This is a genomic window from Capnocytophaga gingivalis ATCC 33624 (assembly GCF_000174755.1).
Lineage (GTDB): Bacteria > Bacteroidota > Bacteroidia > Flavobacteriales > Flavobacteriaceae > Capnocytophaga > Capnocytophaga gingivalis.
In genome coordinates, this window is record NZ_ACLQ01000019.1 from 78,079 (window position 1) to 94,764 (window position 16,686).

Annotated in this window: 11 protein-coding genes and 2 tRNA genes; 7 read left to right on the plus strand and 6 right to left on the minus strand. The window is 38.7% G+C overall.

Translation table 11 applies throughout. From position 1 onward, the window contains the following. Positions 1-288: 288 nt before the first annotated feature. From bioD to rpsT, 7 genes are all read left to right on the plus strand, one after another. Positions 289-906 (plus strand): dethiobiotin synthase, encoded by a 618-nt coding sequence (gene bioD, locus CAPGI0001_RS06650; RefSeq protein WP_002668083.1) that lies wholly within the window; start codon positions 289-291, stop codon positions 904-906. Positions 907-1,147: 241 nt separating this feature from the next. Next, positions 1,148-2,629 carry a GDSL-type esterase/lipase family protein gene (locus tag CAPGI0001_RS06655; RefSeq protein WP_002668463.1) on the plus strand — a complete coding sequence of 494 codons (1,482 nt, stop codon included), beginning with the start codon at positions 1,148-1,150 and terminating at the stop codon, positions 2,627-2,629. Between the two features lie 9 nt (positions 2,630-2,638). After that, on the plus strand, positions 2,639-4,321 hold the full coding sequence (locus CAPGI0001_RS06660) for an MBOAT family O-acyltransferase (protein ID WP_040359868.1): 1,683 nt from the start codon (positions 2,639-2,641) through the stop codon (positions 4,319-4,321). Between the two features lie 162 nt (positions 4,322-4,483). Further along, positions 4,484-5,218 (plus strand): hypothetical protein, encoded by a 735-nt coding sequence (locus CAPGI0001_RS06665; protein ID WP_002667974.1) that lies wholly within the window; start codon positions 4,484-4,486, stop codon positions 5,216-5,218. A gap of 195 nt (positions 5,219-5,413) precedes the next feature. Then, positions 5,414-5,485: transfer RNA gene (locus CAPGI0001_RS06670), tRNA-Glu, on the plus strand. A gap of 29 nt (positions 5,486-5,514) precedes the next feature. Then, positions 5,515-5,586, plus strand: a tRNA-Glu gene (locus CAPGI0001_RS06675). A 49-nt stretch (positions 5,587-5,635) separates the two neighbouring features. Next, on the plus strand, positions 5,636-5,893 hold the full coding sequence (gene rpsT, locus CAPGI0001_RS06680; RefSeq protein WP_002668130.1) for a 30S ribosomal protein S20: 258 nt from the start codon (positions 5,636-5,638) through the stop codon (positions 5,891-5,893). Positions 5,894-6,294: 401 nt separating this feature from the next. On the opposite strand, the gene ppk1 is transcribed toward rpsT, so the two are convergent. The 6 genes from ppk1 to CAPGI0001_RS06710 all read right to left on the minus strand — a co-directional run bounded on the left by ppk1 (position 6,295) and on the right by CAPGI0001_RS06710 (position 16,570). After that, entirely contained in the window at positions 6,295-8,349 is a 2,055-nt protein-coding gene (gene ppk1, locus CAPGI0001_RS06685) for a polyphosphate kinase 1 (protein WP_002668149.1), read from the minus strand. A gap of 10 nt (positions 8,350-8,359) precedes the next feature. Then, the gene (locus tag CAPGI0001_RS06690; protein ID WP_002668044.1) at positions 8,360-10,198 is read right to left on the minus strand and encodes a BatD family protein; all 1,839 of its coding nucleotides are present in this window, start codon (positions 10,196-10,198) and stop codon (positions 8,360-8,362) included. Between the two features lie 31 nt (positions 10,199-10,229). Continuing rightward, positions 10,230-11,129 carry a tetratricopeptide repeat protein gene (locus CAPGI0001_RS06695; protein ID WP_040359874.1) on the minus strand — a complete coding sequence of 300 codons (900 nt, stop codon included), beginning with the start codon at positions 11,127-11,129 and terminating at the stop codon, positions 10,230-10,232. Between the two features lie 344 nt (positions 11,130-11,473). Continuing rightward, positions 11,474-13,528 (minus strand): S9 family peptidase, encoded by a 2,055-nt coding sequence (locus tag CAPGI0001_RS06700; RefSeq protein WP_002668073.1) that lies wholly within the window; start codon positions 13,526-13,528, stop codon positions 11,474-11,476. Positions 13,529-13,556: 28 nt separating this feature from the next. Continuing rightward, complete coding sequence (locus CAPGI0001_RS06705) at positions 13,557-15,680, minus strand: Tex family protein (RefSeq protein WP_040359877.1); 2,124 nt, start codon at positions 15,678-15,680, stop codon at positions 13,557-13,559. An 83-nt stretch (positions 15,681-15,763) separates the two neighbouring features. Beyond that, positions 15,764-16,570 (minus strand): M48 family metallopeptidase, encoded by an 807-nt coding sequence (locus CAPGI0001_RS06710; RefSeq protein ID WP_002667987.1) that lies wholly within the window; start codon positions 16,568-16,570, stop codon positions 15,764-15,766. Positions 16,571-16,686 lie beyond the last annotated feature (116 nt).

Here is a 16,686-nt window from a genome sequence, read left to right on the forward strand (position 1 = left end):
CTTTCCTTGTCGTAGTTTTAGAGAGTGTTAATATAGCTGACACAAGGTTTCTTTTTGAGTACAAAAGTACAAATTATTTTCTACACTAAAAGCAAAAAAACAATACTTTCTGAATTTTTAATGATATAACTCAGAGACAACTAACTGAATATTAATATATTAAAAATAAACCTCCCTTTATCTTAAGAAATAGATTCGCTATGAAAAAAATTTTTTCAACAATTTTGGTAGTTTCGAAAAAATATTTTTTGTATCTTTGTGCACTGAAAAAGCTACTTCAAGAATATAATGAATCATACATATTTTATTACAGGTATTTCTACCGAAGTAGGCAAGACTCTCACTTCTGCCATAGTGGTAGAAGCCCTTCAAGCAGACTATTGGAAGCCCATACAATCAGGAGACAAACATGCTTCTGATGCCATGAAGGTAAAAGAGCTTATTTCCAATTCTAAGACCCACTTCTTCCCCTCTTCCTATGAGTTTGAGTACCCTGCTAGTCCTCACCTCTCGGCTCAAATGGAGGGTATTACTATAGAGAAAGACAAGATTGTACGCCCTGTGACCTCTCGCCCTTTGGTCATAGAAGCTGCTGGAGGACTCTTTGTTCCACTCAATGATCATGATATCATGATGGAACTGATTGCCCCTTCTGATAGGGTTATCTTGGTCTCTCGGCATTACTTAGGCAGTATCAATCACACACTTCTCTCTGTAGAAGCACTACAAAGAAGAGGTCTCTCCATTTTTGGTATCCTTTTCAGTGGCGCTGAAAATCCAGCTACTGAATCTTGGATTTCATCCTATACGAAGCTTCCTATTCTGGGACGTATTGATGAAGAACCTTACTTTGACAAACAGACAATAAGGAAGTACGCAACTCTTTTTGCGGACAAACTTACTTAGAATAAGTTATGAACAACTGATATTTTTTGTGGATAACTATGTTTCAAAAGTATCTATTTCTTAAAAATATCTATATAAATTACTGATTTTTAGTGTTTTAACAAATATATTCACTTAAGGAAATTCATTTTAAAATCTTAAAAAAAGAGATATATAGTTAAATAAAATACAAAAGTCCTATATTTGCACAATTTTTGTGAGTAGATCTTGTTTCCTACTCTCAATAAAACAACACTAAACAATGAGAAAGAGAACCAAATTATTAAGAGTTTTTGCACTTTCAGGTGCTATGGTAACCACCATGCTATTGTATTCTAAGATCAATCATAAGACCTTAGGAGTACCTCCTGTGTCCTCTAATGAAGCTAAAGCAGAGGAAGCCCCTGTAGAGTATGAATACATCTACAACCCAAAGGCATTAGATCCTTTCTTTGAAAAGCTCAATACATTGGATCAGCATAAAAACAAAAAGCTAAATATTGTTCACATAGGGGATTCTCATATACAAGGAGATGCCATGACCAATGAAATACGCCAACAGTTCCAATCTCAGTTCGGAAATGGAGGCTTAGGGATTGTTTTTCCTTATTCGCTGATTCGTACCAATGGCGAACGTTATGTACGTTTTTCGTCTAATATCACTTGGGATAGCCAAAAGAATACGAGCAGAACAGATACCGATGCCATTGGTATTGCAGGGTATTCGCTTTTGACCAATAACAAAAATTTTGTCATAGAACTCAATGTAAAAAATAAGGATTATTCTTTCAATTCCTTGCGTGTACTCACCCCTCACAACAAACATCTCTTTGAAGTGGCTACCAACAAAATGGGGGTAGCTATCAAGCCAGCGGTAGTATCCTCTCACATCTCCCAAAAGATGATCCTTCACAAGGTACAAAAAGGAGAAACACTCTATGGACTATCCCGAAAATACAAAACTACTGAAAAGAAAATACAAGAGGCAAACCGCATAAAAGGAAATACTATCAAGGAAAATGCCATCCTTAAGATTCCTTCTCAAGAGAAAATTGTCAGCAATACTTCCACTGAGCAATCGGTGAATCTCAATGGATTTGAAGCTCTTACCAACAAGGCAGATACTCCTTATGGCTATACTTATAACAACTTAGAAGGATTTGACAAGATATACCTAACCCCCAATACAGAAAGTTCTTACTTTGCACTCAATGGAATTGTATTGGAAAATAACCAAAATGGAGTTATCTATCATACTATTGGTGTGAATGGGGCTCGCTTCTCTGATTATAACAAGTGTAACTTGTTCTTCGAACAGATACAAGCACTACAGCCCGACTTGATCATTGTTTCCCTAGGTACCAATGAAACTTTTTCGAGACTTTCTGCCGAAGATTATGACAAACAAGTAGAAATTTTCATTCAGCAGATACGTTCTCATTATGGAGATTGCCCTATTTTGCTCACTTCCCCTCCACCTTCTTTGTTCAAAAAGAAGCTTCCTAATCCTTATTGTGAGCAATATGCTAATATATTGATTGACAACTCTGTGAAAAAGAATTATGGGGTATTCGACCTCTACAAAATATTAGGAGGAAGTGAGGCTATGTCCTCCCTTATTGCTCAGAACCTAATCGCTCATGACCGTGTACACTACACCCATGCAGGCTATGTGGAACAAGGAGGCATGCTCTTCGATGCCCTGATGAGTAACTATCTAAAATATAAAAATCAGCAAAAATAATCTATACTTTTGAAAATAACAGACGTGCAACGATGGTTGCTTGACCTCTGCTCTTGGGAGCAGCTAAAGAGTTGGTTCCTTTACAATAAGGAATATCCTCTACTCTTCAATAGTAGTCTTTTCTTAGGACTATTCCTTGTTTTCTATTTAATATACATACTCACTAAAAAGCACACATATTTCCGCACATTATATGTAGTGCTCTTTTCTCTTTTCTTCTATTATAAAGCAGGAGGTGAGTACTTTATTCTATTATTAGCTTCCTCAGTGGTGAATTATATCATCGCTGTTCTTATGCACAGAAATTCGGAAAATAAGCATGTCAGTTATTTTTTCTTAGTGCTAAGTGTGGTGGCGAATTTGTCTATGTTGGGCTACTTCAAGTATACCAATTTCCTCATTGAGAACTTCAACCAACTCTTTAATGGCAATCTCAAGTTCCAGAATATAGCCTTGCCCATCGGTATTTCTTTCTATACCTTTCAAACCATGAGCTATACCATAGATGTATACCGAAAGGAAATCGCTCCGGCTAAGAACTTTTTGGATTTCACCTTTTTTGTGACTTTCTTTCCTCAGTTAGTTGCGGGGCCTATTGTAAGGGCTAAGGATTTTATCCCTCAAATATATAAAAAAGTAACACTAACCAAGGAGGAAACCTCCTATGCCCTCTTCCTTATCATAGGAGGGCTCTTGAAAAAGGCTGTGATTTCGGATTATATATCTATCAATTTTGTAGATCGTGTATTCGATGCCCCCAATAGCTATACTCCCTTTGAAAATCTGATGGCCACTTATGGGTATTCACTGCAAATCTATTGTGATTTCTCTGGATACTCGGACATTGCCATAGGCTTAGCATTACTGATGGGCTTCACTCTTCCGATTAACTTCCGAACTCCTTACCAATCGCAAAATATCACAGAGTTTTGGCATCGCTGGCATATTTCACTCTCCACTTGGCTCAAGGACTATTTGTACATTCCCTTAGGAGGGAACCGCAAGGGCTCTTTCTTGGGTTACCTATTCCCTACCCTATTCTTTGCAGCTACCATCTGGTGGGCGTATGGAGTGAGCAAACAAAGCCTGATTCCCTTATTGGCAGTCTTTGGCGTGATTGTTCTCTTTGAAGTCTCTATTCTACTATCTCCGAACAAGGGAAAATCTCTTAGAAGTCATTTCAATCAACTAACTACCATGTTATTGGGAGGCCTTTGGCATGGAGCAAATATACGTTTTATCATTTGGGGAGCTCTTCATGGATTGGCTTTGGCTTTCCATAAGTCCTTCCGTGAGATATTTCCTGAAAAAAATCCAGAAAAGAAAACTTTTGGGAAATGGCTTTTTTCGTTAGTATCAATAATTATCACTTTCCATTTTGTAGCCTTCTGTTGGATATTCTTCCGAGCTAAAGACTTATCCTCAGCTATGGAGGTCATCACCAATATCTCCAAGATCACCTATGATCCACACCAATGGTGGGTCATCATTGAGGGATATAGAAATATCTGTTTGCTACTTGTCATAGGTTTCCTCTGGCATTTCCTTCCTCAGAAGTGGAGCAATGGTCTCTGTAACTTATTTCAAAGAATGCCTCTATTGTTCAAATCTGTAGTATTAGCTTTTGTATTTTGGCTTATCTATGCCACTGCTTCTGCAGGCCCACAACCTTTTATCTATTTCCAATTCTAACTCAATGATCATCAATGGTTAATGATCTCATGCGCTGTCGTGCGCTTGCAGTTCTTCCTACCATGAAAGCTGTTCAAAAAATTCTTTTTTGGGGAGGCAAATTGCAATTCTCCCCTGCAGCACCATACTGGCACCAGTAATAAAGACTAATAACTGATTAATATGAAAAAACTCCTTTCCAAAGCAAAGGGCTTGACTATAGTTATATTATTCTTATTACTTAGCTGCAAGACAATAAAAGAAGAAAATACTGAAATGTTCAAAGATTTTCTCCGACAAGAGAAAATCAATTATAAAGATATCATATATTCTTCTTACTATAAGGATTTTTTCTGTAAAATAGGCAATAAAACCCATTATAAAGATTCTACTTCTTTAAAATATAATAGAATATATATACAAGAGGAACCATATCCCATGCTTTCCTTGTATATTTTTCATCCTTCAGGAAAGGTCTTTCGTTCTTATATAGAGCTTGACAACGAAAAACTATCTAAACCCAATGACGAAGGAATTTGTTATACCAAAACAGCAATAAAAATACACTTAGAAGGTGGAGGTTTTTTCCTCTTAGAGGATAATAAGCTCATTTTTCAAGATCATTTCTTTAACTTAGGAGGTAATTTGCCTTTTGGGAGACTACATAATGCAGGTATTTACACAGATGTTATTTTTGGGAATATAGAAAATGACACTATTATCTCTTACAAAATGTATAGAGCTAAAAAATTATCCTTTAGTAAAAAAATCTTCGAGCCTGCTGTAAAAAGAGTACGGAAAATATACTTAGAAAAAGATTTACATCCAGCACTAAAAGAGGACTGTACTAACAAGGAAGTATATTACCTTATTCCTGAAGGCACAAAAATAGAACTATTCGGATATAAAAAACAATAATGGATGATTGTCTTTCCTACTATTAGAAACTAAATCCTAACCTTTACCTTTATTTTTTGAACAATACAAAATACTGATAATCAACAGAAAAAGAAAAAAATGAAAAAAAAATTAATTTTTTTGTTGAAAACTCTTGCAGATTAAAAAAAAGTTGTACCTTTGCACTCGCAATTGAGAAACATAATACCACTCAATGGTCCGTTCGTCTAGGGGTTAGGACGCAAGGTTTTCATCCTTGTAACAGGGGTTCGATTCCCCTACGGACTACTACTTAAAATTATGTTTTAGAATTGCGCGGTCCGTTCGTCTAGGGGTTAGGACGCAAGGTTTTCATCCTTGTAACAGGGGTTCGATTCCCCTACGGACTACATATTTTTTAGTAATTTTAGTAAGTACCACTTTAATTGAGATAAGAAAATGGCAAACCATAAGTCAGCAATCAAAAGAATTAGAAGAAACGAGGCAGCTCGCCTTAGAAATCGTTACCAACATAAAACTACTCGTAATGCTATCAAGCGTTTACGCACTACTACTGATGCTTCAGTAGCTAAAGAACTTTTACCTAATGTAGTTTCTATGATTGATAAGTTAGCAAAAAGAAACATTATCCATAAAAATAAAGCGGGTAATCTAAAAAGCAACCTAATGAAACATGTTAATTCATTAGTAGCTTAAAAAAATCATTTGCTCATAGTGAAATATTTAAAATTACTATTAATAAAGACTATTTTGATAACAAAATAGTCTTTATTTTTTTACCTACTACTTTCATCTATAAAAATAGCATCACATATATAGGATATATTATACAAGGAGGACAAATCACATTATATGCAAAAAGGCGAATTACAATTCGCCCCTGCTTCATACCTTTTCTTGAGATATTATTTATTAATACGATATTCTAAGACACTATAAATTGCGTCTCTACGAGTAACTTATGCCAATCAGCATAGGACTTGACCAACGACAGGGTAGAAATATGAGTTTATTACATATTAGAAAATTAACGAATAATATTTTAACTATTGATTCATATTATTACTCACATACCCTGTTGTGAGCACTCACTAACTTTATCTGTTACCTATATAATATTCGTTGATAGCCTCTTGAGAGGATTTTCCTTCTTTTTTAGAGCGATATACATTATCTTGTGCTTGATTTATAACACGTGCTTTCACCTTATCCTCCCAAGCCAAATGGAAAGTATCCCATAACTGTTGTTGTATATCCTCCTGATAAATAGGACAAGAAACCTCCACCCTATTATTAAGATTGCGAGACATCCAATCTGCTGAAGAAATATAATAAATAGGGGCTCCTCCATTCCCAAAGATATACAAGCGAGAATGCTCTAAGAAGCGATCCACTATACTGATAACCTCTATATGTTCACTTATTCCCTTAAGACCAGGTACCAAGGAGCACACTCCACGAACGATCATCTGTATTTTGACTCCCGCTTGACTGGCCTGATAGAGCTTCTCTATCATAGTTTTACTCGTAAGACCATTCATTTTAAGCTTTAGAAAAGCTTCTTTCCCCTGCTGAGCCAAAGCTATTTCCCTATCTATAAGTGAAAGAAAAGTATTTTTGGTATAGTGAGGAGAAACTAATAAATGATTGTACTGGAATATCTGAAATGGGGTGTCAAAGAAAGCAAATACCCGATCCACATCTTCCAATATCTCCTTATGAGCGGTAAAAAGAGTATAGTCAGTATATATCTTAGCTGAATCCTCATTGAAATTACCTGTACTAATAAAGCCATAACGGCGTATTCCTTCTGCTTCCTCTCGCTCTATCACTCCTATTTTGCTATGTACCTTAAGCCCTCGTATTCCAAAGATAATTCTAACTCCTTCTCGCTGTAAGAGTTCTGCATAGTGAATATTGGCAGTCTCATCAAAACGAGCTTGGAGCTCTATCTGTACTGTTACTTTCTTACCATTCTTAACAGCATTGATCAGTGAGTTAATCACTTGAGACTGTTTGGCCAAGCGATAAATAGTAATTTTGATTGTCTTTACCTTAGGATCTAAAGCTGCTTCTCTTAAGAAGCGAATCAAGTACGAAAAACTATGATAGGGAGTATATTGCAGATAATCTCTTTGAGCGATTTGTGCAAAGAGACTTTCCTCTACCCTAAGTTTCCTAATGGGGGAGGGATAGAAAGGAGGATAGAGCAATCCTTGATTATCACAAGCGGGAAAACTCATATAATCACGTCGGTTGTGATAACGCCCTCCCGCAATGATACTATCAGTAGCTTGTATACCCATTTTCTCTTTTAGAAAATGAAGCATCTGCTCGTCTATGAGTTTGTCATAGATAAAGCGTACAGGCTCAGCCTGTTTGCGCCCTTCTACACTGTGGGAAATCTTCTCTATAAAGCTCTTATTCAGGTCTGTATCCAAGTCCAGTTCAGCATTACGAGTGATCTTGATCATATAGGCTGAAATCTCCTCACAAGGGAAGATGTAGAAATGTGTAGTCAAGCAAAAGCGGATAATATCATCCAAGAGAATAATATAGTTATTGCCATTCACCTTAGGCAATACCACAAAGCGGTCTAAGGTCTTAGGCAGTTCTATCAGAGCATATTGTATCTTTGTTTTCTCTTTTTCCTCTGTTTTGAGCAACATCCTTACAGCCAAGTAAGCCACATCGTCCTTAAGAGTAGGCAAAGCCGCTACTTCATCTAAGATAATGGTAAAAAGAGCAGGACTGATGGTATTGATAAAATATTCCTTCACATACTCCACATGCTGGGGTAGAAGTTCTTTTTCATTGATAATATAAATCTTTTCCTTCTTTAGTTCTTCCTTTATACATTCGAGTATAGCGAGGCTCTTCTGCTGTAGTAGGACTACTTGCTCATTGATCTGTTCTAAGAACAATTGTGCCTTACTGGCGGCTTCCTTATCTTTGATCAACTTGAAATCTCGCTTGACTATAGCATAGCGTATACGGAAAAACTCATCCAAGTTGTTGGAGAAAATCCCCACAAAGCGTAGCCTCTCTACCAGTGGATTTCGGGCATCACTGGCTTCTTGTAATACACGTTCGTTGAAGGAGAGCCAGCTAAGCTCTCTGCTTACTAAGGGAATTTCTGTGGTTGAGTTCATGATTATATCTTTATAATTGTTTGTCTAGTAAGGCTATGATGGAGGCTGCTTGCTCGTAATCATTATCTATATCAGCCTGTGTATAAGGAGCATAACGAGCCATTTCACAGTTGGAAAGTAGCTGCAAGAATCTGGCTATTGCACTGCTCTCTACTTGTTTTTCCTCAAGTAACTCTCGCACCTTATCTTTGGACAATTCACTGGTCTCTATATGAAGTTTTGCCTTGAGATAGGTGTGTAATCCTCTTTCCATGGATTCGTAGAAAAGTTCCTTATTATGGATATTTTTCTTAGCTGCTGATAGGTATTTCTTAGCCAATCGGTTTGTTCTACGGCTTCTATTCTCAGCAGTATCATCATTTCTTTTTTGATAGAAGTACCTAAGGAGAAGTACTATAGGAATCAGAACTATCGGTAAAAGCCATAATAGGTAGAATAAGCCTGACCCAAAGAATACTGCTCGATTGATCGGAGCAAGTTTTGCTTCTGTTTTAAGAGGGGCGAATTGGCCTTTCTCTTGTGCAACCTCAGAGGTATTTTCTGGGGAAGTGGCATTATATTCTTCTCCATTGGGTACTTCTATGGTCAAAGGATCTGAGGTAAGAGTCTCATACTTCTGTGTCTCTGGATCGAAAAAGGTAAAACTCAATGGAGCAATAGGGAATTTTCCTTTGTATTGGGGTACTATGGTATAGGTATGGGTGATATCTCCACTGACTCCCGTAGCACTGTGGTTCAGATGCTCTTCTTCCTTAGGAGCATATACCTCTAAGGCTGGTGGGAAAGTCAGTTTAGGCATATCAAAGAGTTTGAAGTTCCCTTTTCCTGAGATAATCACCTCTCCTTGAGCAGTTTCTCCAGCATTGACTGTACGGGTAGGAAAATTCACCGATAGGGAGAACTTACCCACAGCTCCAGAAAAGTTGGCCGGCTTACCTTCCTCTGGCAAGGGGGATACTTTTATCTTCAGCGCATTGGATTGCAGTCTTCTGCTACGAGTTACATAAGAGCGGTTTCCAAAGAAATCTACCTGATTGGAGGGCAATTGTAATACGAAAGAGGTAGAAAGAGGGGAAATCTCCTGTTCTCCTGATTGTTGAGGATATAGCAATACTTGCTTGAGGGTAATACAACGGAAGAGCTTTCCATTGTGCATTACCTCAGTCACTTGTAGTTTGTCCAATAGCTGTTGGCTCCAGAAGTTGGCATAGCGTGGATCTTCTATACTTTCAAAGCCTGCAATGCCAAAACGAGCTGATAAGTACATCTTATAGGTAATAGTAACAGGCTGATTTACAAATACATGATTACTAGACACTTCTGCTGTGATAAAGAGATCTTCCTTGGTAGGTTCTATGATTTCCATAGGTTGTACCTCTTCTGTTCCAAAAGGATCAAAGCCAAAGGGGAAGTTGCCAAAAGGGCTATTATTACCAAAGGGACTGGTTGGAGGAGTCGTTTGTGCACTTCGGGGATTGGCCACAGGATTGGTTACCTCTATAGTGAGGGGTTTAGTCTTATACTCTTTACCTTCTATAATGACCGATGCTGCCCCTATGGTGAGTTTCCCTTTCTTCTTGGGTTGTAGCATGTAGGTATAGGTCTTGGAAAAACTGCGTACACCATTGATCCAAGAATTAGAAACGGATTGGGTAGGTCCTGAATATTCAAAATTCTCAAACGAAGGTGGGGTGAAATTATCTCCTTCTCTATTCATGATAAAATCGACCCTCAAGCGCTCATTTTCCCCTAAAGACTTACGTGAGGGTTCTGCCCTGAAGGATACTCCTTGTGCAGAAAGCAGGGTAGTGAATGAAAAAAATAATATTTGAAATAAAAAACTACGCATAAACTACTTTTGTAGGAACCAATATAAGTATTTACCAATCTTTCGTATTTGATTTCTTTGCCTTCCCTTTCACTTTATTCGCATTGAGCTTCTCTTGAGTTTTTTTCTCTTCATTATTGATGGCATTGAGAATACGATTCATTTGTTCAGCAGAAAGCTCTTTTCTCTCTCCCTCCTCTGGGGTATTGCCTTCTCTGTTATCTTGATTATTATTTTCTTGTTTATCCCTTTCAGGACTTCCTTGATTTTTGTTATCCTTATTGTCCTTATTATCTTTGTTTTGATTATCTTTATTATCTTTGTTATCCTTGTTTTGATTGTCCTTATTGTCTTTATTTTGATTATCTTTATTATCCTTATTTTGATTATCTTTATTATCTTTGTTATCTTTATTATCTTTATTTTGTTGATTGTTTTGATTATTTTGATTTTTTTTGTTCTCTTGTTGTTCTTTTTTGAGTTTTTCTTTAGCTATAGCCAAGTTATAGCGTGTCTGTTCATCGGTAGGATTGTTTCTAAGAGCTTCTTTGTAGAATTGTACTGCCTCTTCATATTTTTTGTTTTGCATAGCCAAATTGCCTAAGTTATGAAATGCCTTATGCTTGTCCTCCTTAGATGCTTCTTTATTGACCGATGCTTCTTGATAATAATGAGTAGCCTCATTATAAGCCTCTTGAGAATAGAGTACATCACCCATATTATATTGAGCTACTGCATTTTCTTTGTTTTTGGATATAGCTTTTCTATAATCCATTTCTGAATCCAATAGCTTATGTGCTTTTTCCGCCTGATACCCTTGGTAGGCAAAGGCTTGTGACTGCCGCTGTGCCTTCTCCCTCTTGGCTAGTTCTGCTTTAGAAACCTCTTTTTCAGCCTTTTGTGAGAAAGCTATTATAGGGAAAAGTATCATTAATAGTTGTATTTTTTTCATAGAAATAAGTACTTACTTTCTGACCACAAAATTACAACATTAATTCTTATAAAAATTCTTTTTTGTCTTTATTTTAAGAGTTTCAATAAATATCTACTATACATATTACTAAAATGCTCTTTCCTTTTCACTCAAAAGTTCTTCCTCCTACTGACACATTTCTTACAGCTCTTTTTCGGAAAAAATGAGAAAAAGTTCTCTTATCATGCAAATTAAGAAGAAAAAGAATAATATTTGTAGTCAATAGGAAATGGTTTACAAAAAGTTGGTATGAATCGGTGTAGGGGCAAAGTCCACAAGCTGGTGGAGTGGAGTATGTGAGCAATTCGCCCCTACACTTTTCACTATAGATAAATTCCTTCCAAATCCAAGAGAAAAGTATACTCTCTTGCTATTTCCCGAAGTGCTTCATAGCGCCCCGAAGCACCACTATGTCCTGAACTCATATCGGTATAAAAGAGCAAGATATGGTTATCTGTCTTGAGTTCTCTAAGCTTGGCAACCCACTTGGCCGGTTCCCAATATTGTACTTGAGAATCGTGATAACCTGTGAGCACCAGCAGATGTGGATAGGCTTTACGCTGTACATTATCATAGGGAGAATAGGCCTTCATATAATCATAATAAGCCTTGTCATTAGGGTTGCCCCATTCATCATATTCGCCTGTGGTAAGGGGAATAGAATCGTCCAACATGGTAGTGAGTACATCCACAAAGGGGACATTGGCTACCACTCCATGAAAAAGCTCGGGAGCTTGGTTGATTACCGCTCCCATAAGCAATCCTCCTGCAGATCCTCCCATAGCGTATAGATGCTGGGCACTGGTATATTTCTCCCCTATCAGGTGTCGAGCGCAGGCGATAAAGTCAGTAAAGGTATTTTGCTTCTGCATGAGCTTCCCTGCTTCATACCAGGGACGACCTAAGTACTCTCCGCCTCGTATATGTGCAATAGCAAATACAAATCCTCTATCAAGCAAGCTCAAGCGTGTAGTCGAAAAAGAGGGATCTATAGTGATGCCATAAGAACCATAGCCATAAAGTAATAGAGGGTGACTGCCATCTAAAGTTAGCCCTTTACGATAGACCAATGAAATAGGTACCTTAACTCCATCAGGAGCTGTTGCCCAGATACGCTCCGAGTGGTAATTCTCCTTGGAAAACTTCCCTCCCAGCACCTCCTGCTCCTTTCTGACCTGCTGTTCTGAAGTAAGCATGTTATAATCTATTATAGAGTAAGGAGTTGTCATAGAATTATAGATATAGCGCAGCCAATGGGTATCAAAATCCAAATTGAGCCCTGTAGAAGCCGTATAGGTCTCGTTGTCAAAAGGCAAATACATATCCTTGGTGCCATCCCAGCGGATGATTCTTAACTGAGAAAGCCCCTGAGAACGCTCGGTAACTACCAAATATTCCTTAAAGATATCCACTTCCTCCAAGCGAGTATCCTCTCTATGAGGGAGTACTTCGCTCCAGTGTTCAAGCTCGGTATGAGTGATAGGAGTCTTGTCCAACTTGAAATTAGTCGCTCCATCAGCATTGTTCAGCACATAGAAATATTCTCCATAATGGGCAATATCATACTCCAATCCCCTTTGGCGAGGTTGAAATATCTTGAAGACGCCTTCAGGTGTGGAGGCATCCAAGAAGCGGCTTTCGGTAGAAAGAGTGCTATCAGACTCAATGATAAGATATTGCTCTGATTTTGACTTAAAGATGCCAGTATTAAAGGTCTCATCTTTTTCATGAAAAACCAATACATCCTTAGGGGAAGTCTGCCCTACTCGATGACGATATACCTTATGCGAACGCAGAGTCTGAGGATCTATTTTGGTATAGAAAAGGGTCTTGCTATCATTTGCCCAGCAGCTCCCTCCATCGGTGTTTTTTATCTCGGTAGGAAGGATCTCCCCTATTTTCAAGTTCTTGATAAAAAGGGAATACATTCGTCTGCCACGGGTATCCACAGAAAAAGATGCCCACTGGTTATCAGGGCTTATGGAATATTCGGCAAACTGATAAAACTTGTGCCCTTCCGCCATCTGATTGACATCAAAAAGCACTTCTTCTCTTGCTCCTTCTTCGTCCCTTTGGCGTAGGTAAATAGGGTATTCCTTCCCTTGTTCAAAACGAGAGAAGTACCAATAACCATTGTACTTGTAGGGTACCGACTGGTCATCTTCTTTGATACGTCCCTTCATCTCCTGAAAAAGAGTCTCTTCTAAAGCTTGAGTATGCTGAGTCTGCTGCTTAAAATAGGCATTTTCTGCCTCAAGATATGCCAATACCTCAGGGCTATCTCGCTCATTGAGCCAAAAATAGTTATCTATACGTTTGTCGGAGTGTGCCTCCAATATCGTCTGTCGCTTAGGAGCCTTTGGGGGTGTTATATTCATCGTTTTCTTAACTTGCTTTGTTTTTTGGTTATAGTATCATACTCAAGGAAATACGCTTACGGGCAGTATCCACTTCAGTGACTTTTACTTGCACTTGCTCATGGAGCTTGACCACCTCACTTACCTCTGACACATAGCCATCTTTGAGCTGAGAGATGTGTACCAAACCACTTTCCTTGATACCTATATCCACAAAACAGCCAAAGGCAGTGATATTATTAACAATTCCTGGTAGTATCATACCCACTCTCACATCATCAAAAGTCTTTACATTGGGGTCAAATTCGAATACTTTAGCGGTTTTTCTCGGATCAAGACCTGGTTTTTCCAATTCCTTGAGCACATCCTTGAGATAAAGTTCTCCCACTTCTTCATTTTTGTACTTTTTTATATCAATAGTTGAGATAGCTTGCTTATTTCCTATGAGCTTTTCTACTGAGATTCCCAAATCTTTAGCCATTTGCTTGATGATAGGATAGGCTTCGGGGTGTACTGCCGAGTTGTCCAACGGATTTTCACTATTGTGTACCCTTAGAAAGGCTACAGCCTGTTGGTAGACCTTATCGCCTAAGCGAGGTACCTTCTTGAGGTCTTCTCTTCGACGGAAAGCTCCATTGGTCGAACGATAGGCAACAATATTCTCTGCCATTTTCTCCCCTATGCCCGATACGTAACTAAGCAGGGAGCCACTGGCGGTGTTGAGGTTTACCCCTACCTTATTCACACAGCGAATCACTGTAGCATCGAGTTCTTGCTCGAGTAGGGTTTGGTTTACATCATGTTGGTACTGGCCTACTCCTATACTCTTAGGTTCTATTTTAACCAGCTCTGCCAAGGGGTCGGACAATCTACGACCAATAGAGACGGCACCACGCACCGTTACGTCGTATGTAGGGAATTCCTCTCGAGCTATCTTTGAGGCTGAGTACACCGATGCTCCAGCTTCGCTGACTACAAAGACCTGTAGAGGATGAGGGAAAGAAATCTCTTTGATGAAGCGTTCTGTCTCTCTCGAAGCGGTACCATTACCTATACTAATAGCCTCTATGCGATACTGCTCGACCATTGTACGAATTTTCTTCATTGCCATAGCAGTCTCGTGCTGAGGGGCGTGTGGAAAAATGGTTTCATTGTGTAATAAATCTCCTTTTTCATCCAAACAAACTACCTTGCATCCGGTACGAAATCCTGGATCTATCGCCAATATACGCTTTTCTCCTAAGGGAGAAGAGAGTAATAGTTGAGAAAGATTATCTGAAAAGACTTCTATGGCCTTGGCATCTGCCTTGTCCTTAACTTCTTGGAGAGTTTCATTGGAGATAGAGGGCTCTAAAAGACGCTTATAGCTATCCTTGATGGCCTTTTTTAGAAAGTCAGCGGTCTGACCGTTGCCTTTGATGATAGTTTCTTCTATAAAAGGAAGGGTATCCTCTGTTTCTACTTGTACTTTAAGGCGAACAAATCCTTCTTTTTCAGCACGTAGCATAGCCAATACACGATGGGAAGGCGCCTTGGATAGGGGCTCACTCCAATCAAAGTACTGAGCATATTTTTGAGCTTCTTCGTCATTTTCTTTACCTTTGGCTACTTCTGTACAGAGCTGAGCTTTTCGTTGGAAAACCCTTCTGAGAGTACGGCGCACATACATATTTTCATTGATCCACTCGGCTATGATATCCGATGCTCCTTGTAGAGCATCCTCGACTGTAGCGACCTTGTCTGAAAGATAACGCAAGGCAAGTTGTTCCATGTCAGTCACTCTCTGGCTCATGAGCTGTTTAGCTAAGGGTTCTAAACCATTTTCCTTAGCTACATCGCCTTTAGTTTTGCGCTTTTTCTTATAGGGAAGGTATAAATCCTCCAATTCTGTCAGCTCATAGGAGGCTTCTATACGCTTGCGGAGTTCTTCGGTAAGCTTTCCTTGTTCCTCTACACTGGAAAGAATGGTCTCCTTACGCTTGCAGATATTTTCGTAATCGGCTTGTGCTTTAGCTATTTTCTCAATGGCAACCTCATCCAGATTGCCTGTTCTATCCTTGCGATAGCGTGCTATAAAGGGGATCGTACAGCCTTCTGAAAGCAAAGTCAGTGTATTCTCAATAGCTTTTTCAGTGGTGGACACTTGAGCCTTAATGAATTGGATATTTGTCATAAATAAAAGAATAAGGTACAAAGGTAATAAAAAAGAAAAAAGGAGCAAACAAATACTCCTTTTTCTTAATGGTTATTTTTCTATTATTCGAATCGGGTCACTCCATATTTCTTAGCTTCTGCTTTCACCTTGGGAGCCAACTCTTTAAGGTGAGCAATACGCGACTGATTGGAAGGGTGAGTACTTAGAAGTGAGCTGGAGCTTCCTCCTCCTGAGGCAGCACTCATGCGTTCCCATAGTTTATACCCTTCATCTGGATCATAGCCTGCCAGTGCCATAATCTGAAGACCTATAGCATCGGCTTCGCTCTCATGACTTCTGCTAAAGGGGAGCATTACCCCTACTTGGGTACCTAAGCCATAGGCGGTATTAAACTCATTAAGGTATTTGCTATTGCTTAGTAGTACATTTCCCGCCAATGCTCCTATCTGTTGAAGGGTAGAAGCGCTCATACGCTGTGCTCCATGATCAGCCAAAGCATGGGCTACCTCATGCCCCATAATCACAGCAATACCACGCTCATTCTTAGCTATAGGAAGTATCCCTGTATAGAATACAATTTTTCCCCCTGGCATACACCACGCATTGAGCTCTTTGTTCTCTACCAAGTTGTATTCCCAGCGGTAGTCCTTCAGATAGTTCTTATACCCATTTCTATCCAACCATAGTTGTGATGCCTTAGCAATACGCTCTCCTACACGCTTGATCATCTCGGCCTCGGGAGTACCTTTAATGACCTTACTGGTAGAGAGAAACTCATTATATTGAGAAAATGAGGTTGGGAAAAGTGAACTATTCGACATGAAGTTCAAAGTTTGTTTTCCTGTAAAAGGATTGGTTTTACAGGAAGAAACGACTAATAAAATTCCTATTAAAAGTATTTTTTTCATTTTCTATTATTTAATAACAAGTGCAAATGTACATCTTTTTTTTGAATTAGAAGTATTCCATAGGAAAAAATTAAGTAGGTCACCCCAAAAAGAAATGACCTACTTAACCTAAAAAT

Excerpts from the sequence above, each read along its gene's own strand:
- rpsT (WP_002668130.1), top strand. The coding sequence starts at position 5,636 with ATGGCAAACCATAAGTCAGCAATCAAAAGAATTAGAAGAAACGAGGCA.
- CAPGI0001_RS06655 (WP_002668463.1), top strand. The coding sequence starts at position 1,148 with ATGAGAAAGAGAACCAAATTATTAAGAGTTTTTGCACTTTCAGGTGCT.
- CAPGI0001_RS06710 (WP_002667987.1), bottom strand. The coding sequence starts at position 16,570 with ATGAAAAAAATACTTTTAATAGGAATTTTATTAGTCGTTTCTTCCTGT.
- CAPGI0001_RS06705 (WP_040359877.1), bottom strand. The coding sequence starts at position 15,680 with ATGACAAATATCCAATTCATTAAGGCTCAAGTGTCCACCACTGAAAAA.
- CAPGI0001_RS06665 (WP_002667974.1), top strand. The coding sequence starts at position 4,484 with ATGAAAAAACTCCTTTCCAAAGCAAAGGGCTTGACTATAGTTATATTA.
- bioD (WP_002668083.1), top strand. The coding sequence starts at position 289 with ATGAATCATACATATTTTATTACAGGTATTTCTACCGAAGTAGGCAAG.
- CAPGI0001_RS06690 (WP_002668044.1), bottom strand. The coding sequence starts at position 10,198 with ATGCGTAGTTTTTTATTTCAAATATTATTTTTTTCATTCACTACCCTG.
- ppk1 (WP_002668149.1), bottom strand. The coding sequence starts at position 8,349 with ATGAACTCAACCACAGAAATTCCCTTAGTAAGCAGAGAGCTTAGCTGG.
- CAPGI0001_RS06695 (WP_040359874.1), bottom strand. The coding sequence starts at position 11,129 with ATGAAAAAAATACAACTATTAATGATACTTTTCCCTATAATAGCTTTC.
- CAPGI0001_RS06700 (WP_002668073.1), bottom strand. The coding sequence starts at position 13,528 with ATGAATATAACACCCCCAAAGGCTCCTAAGCGACAGACGATATTGGAG.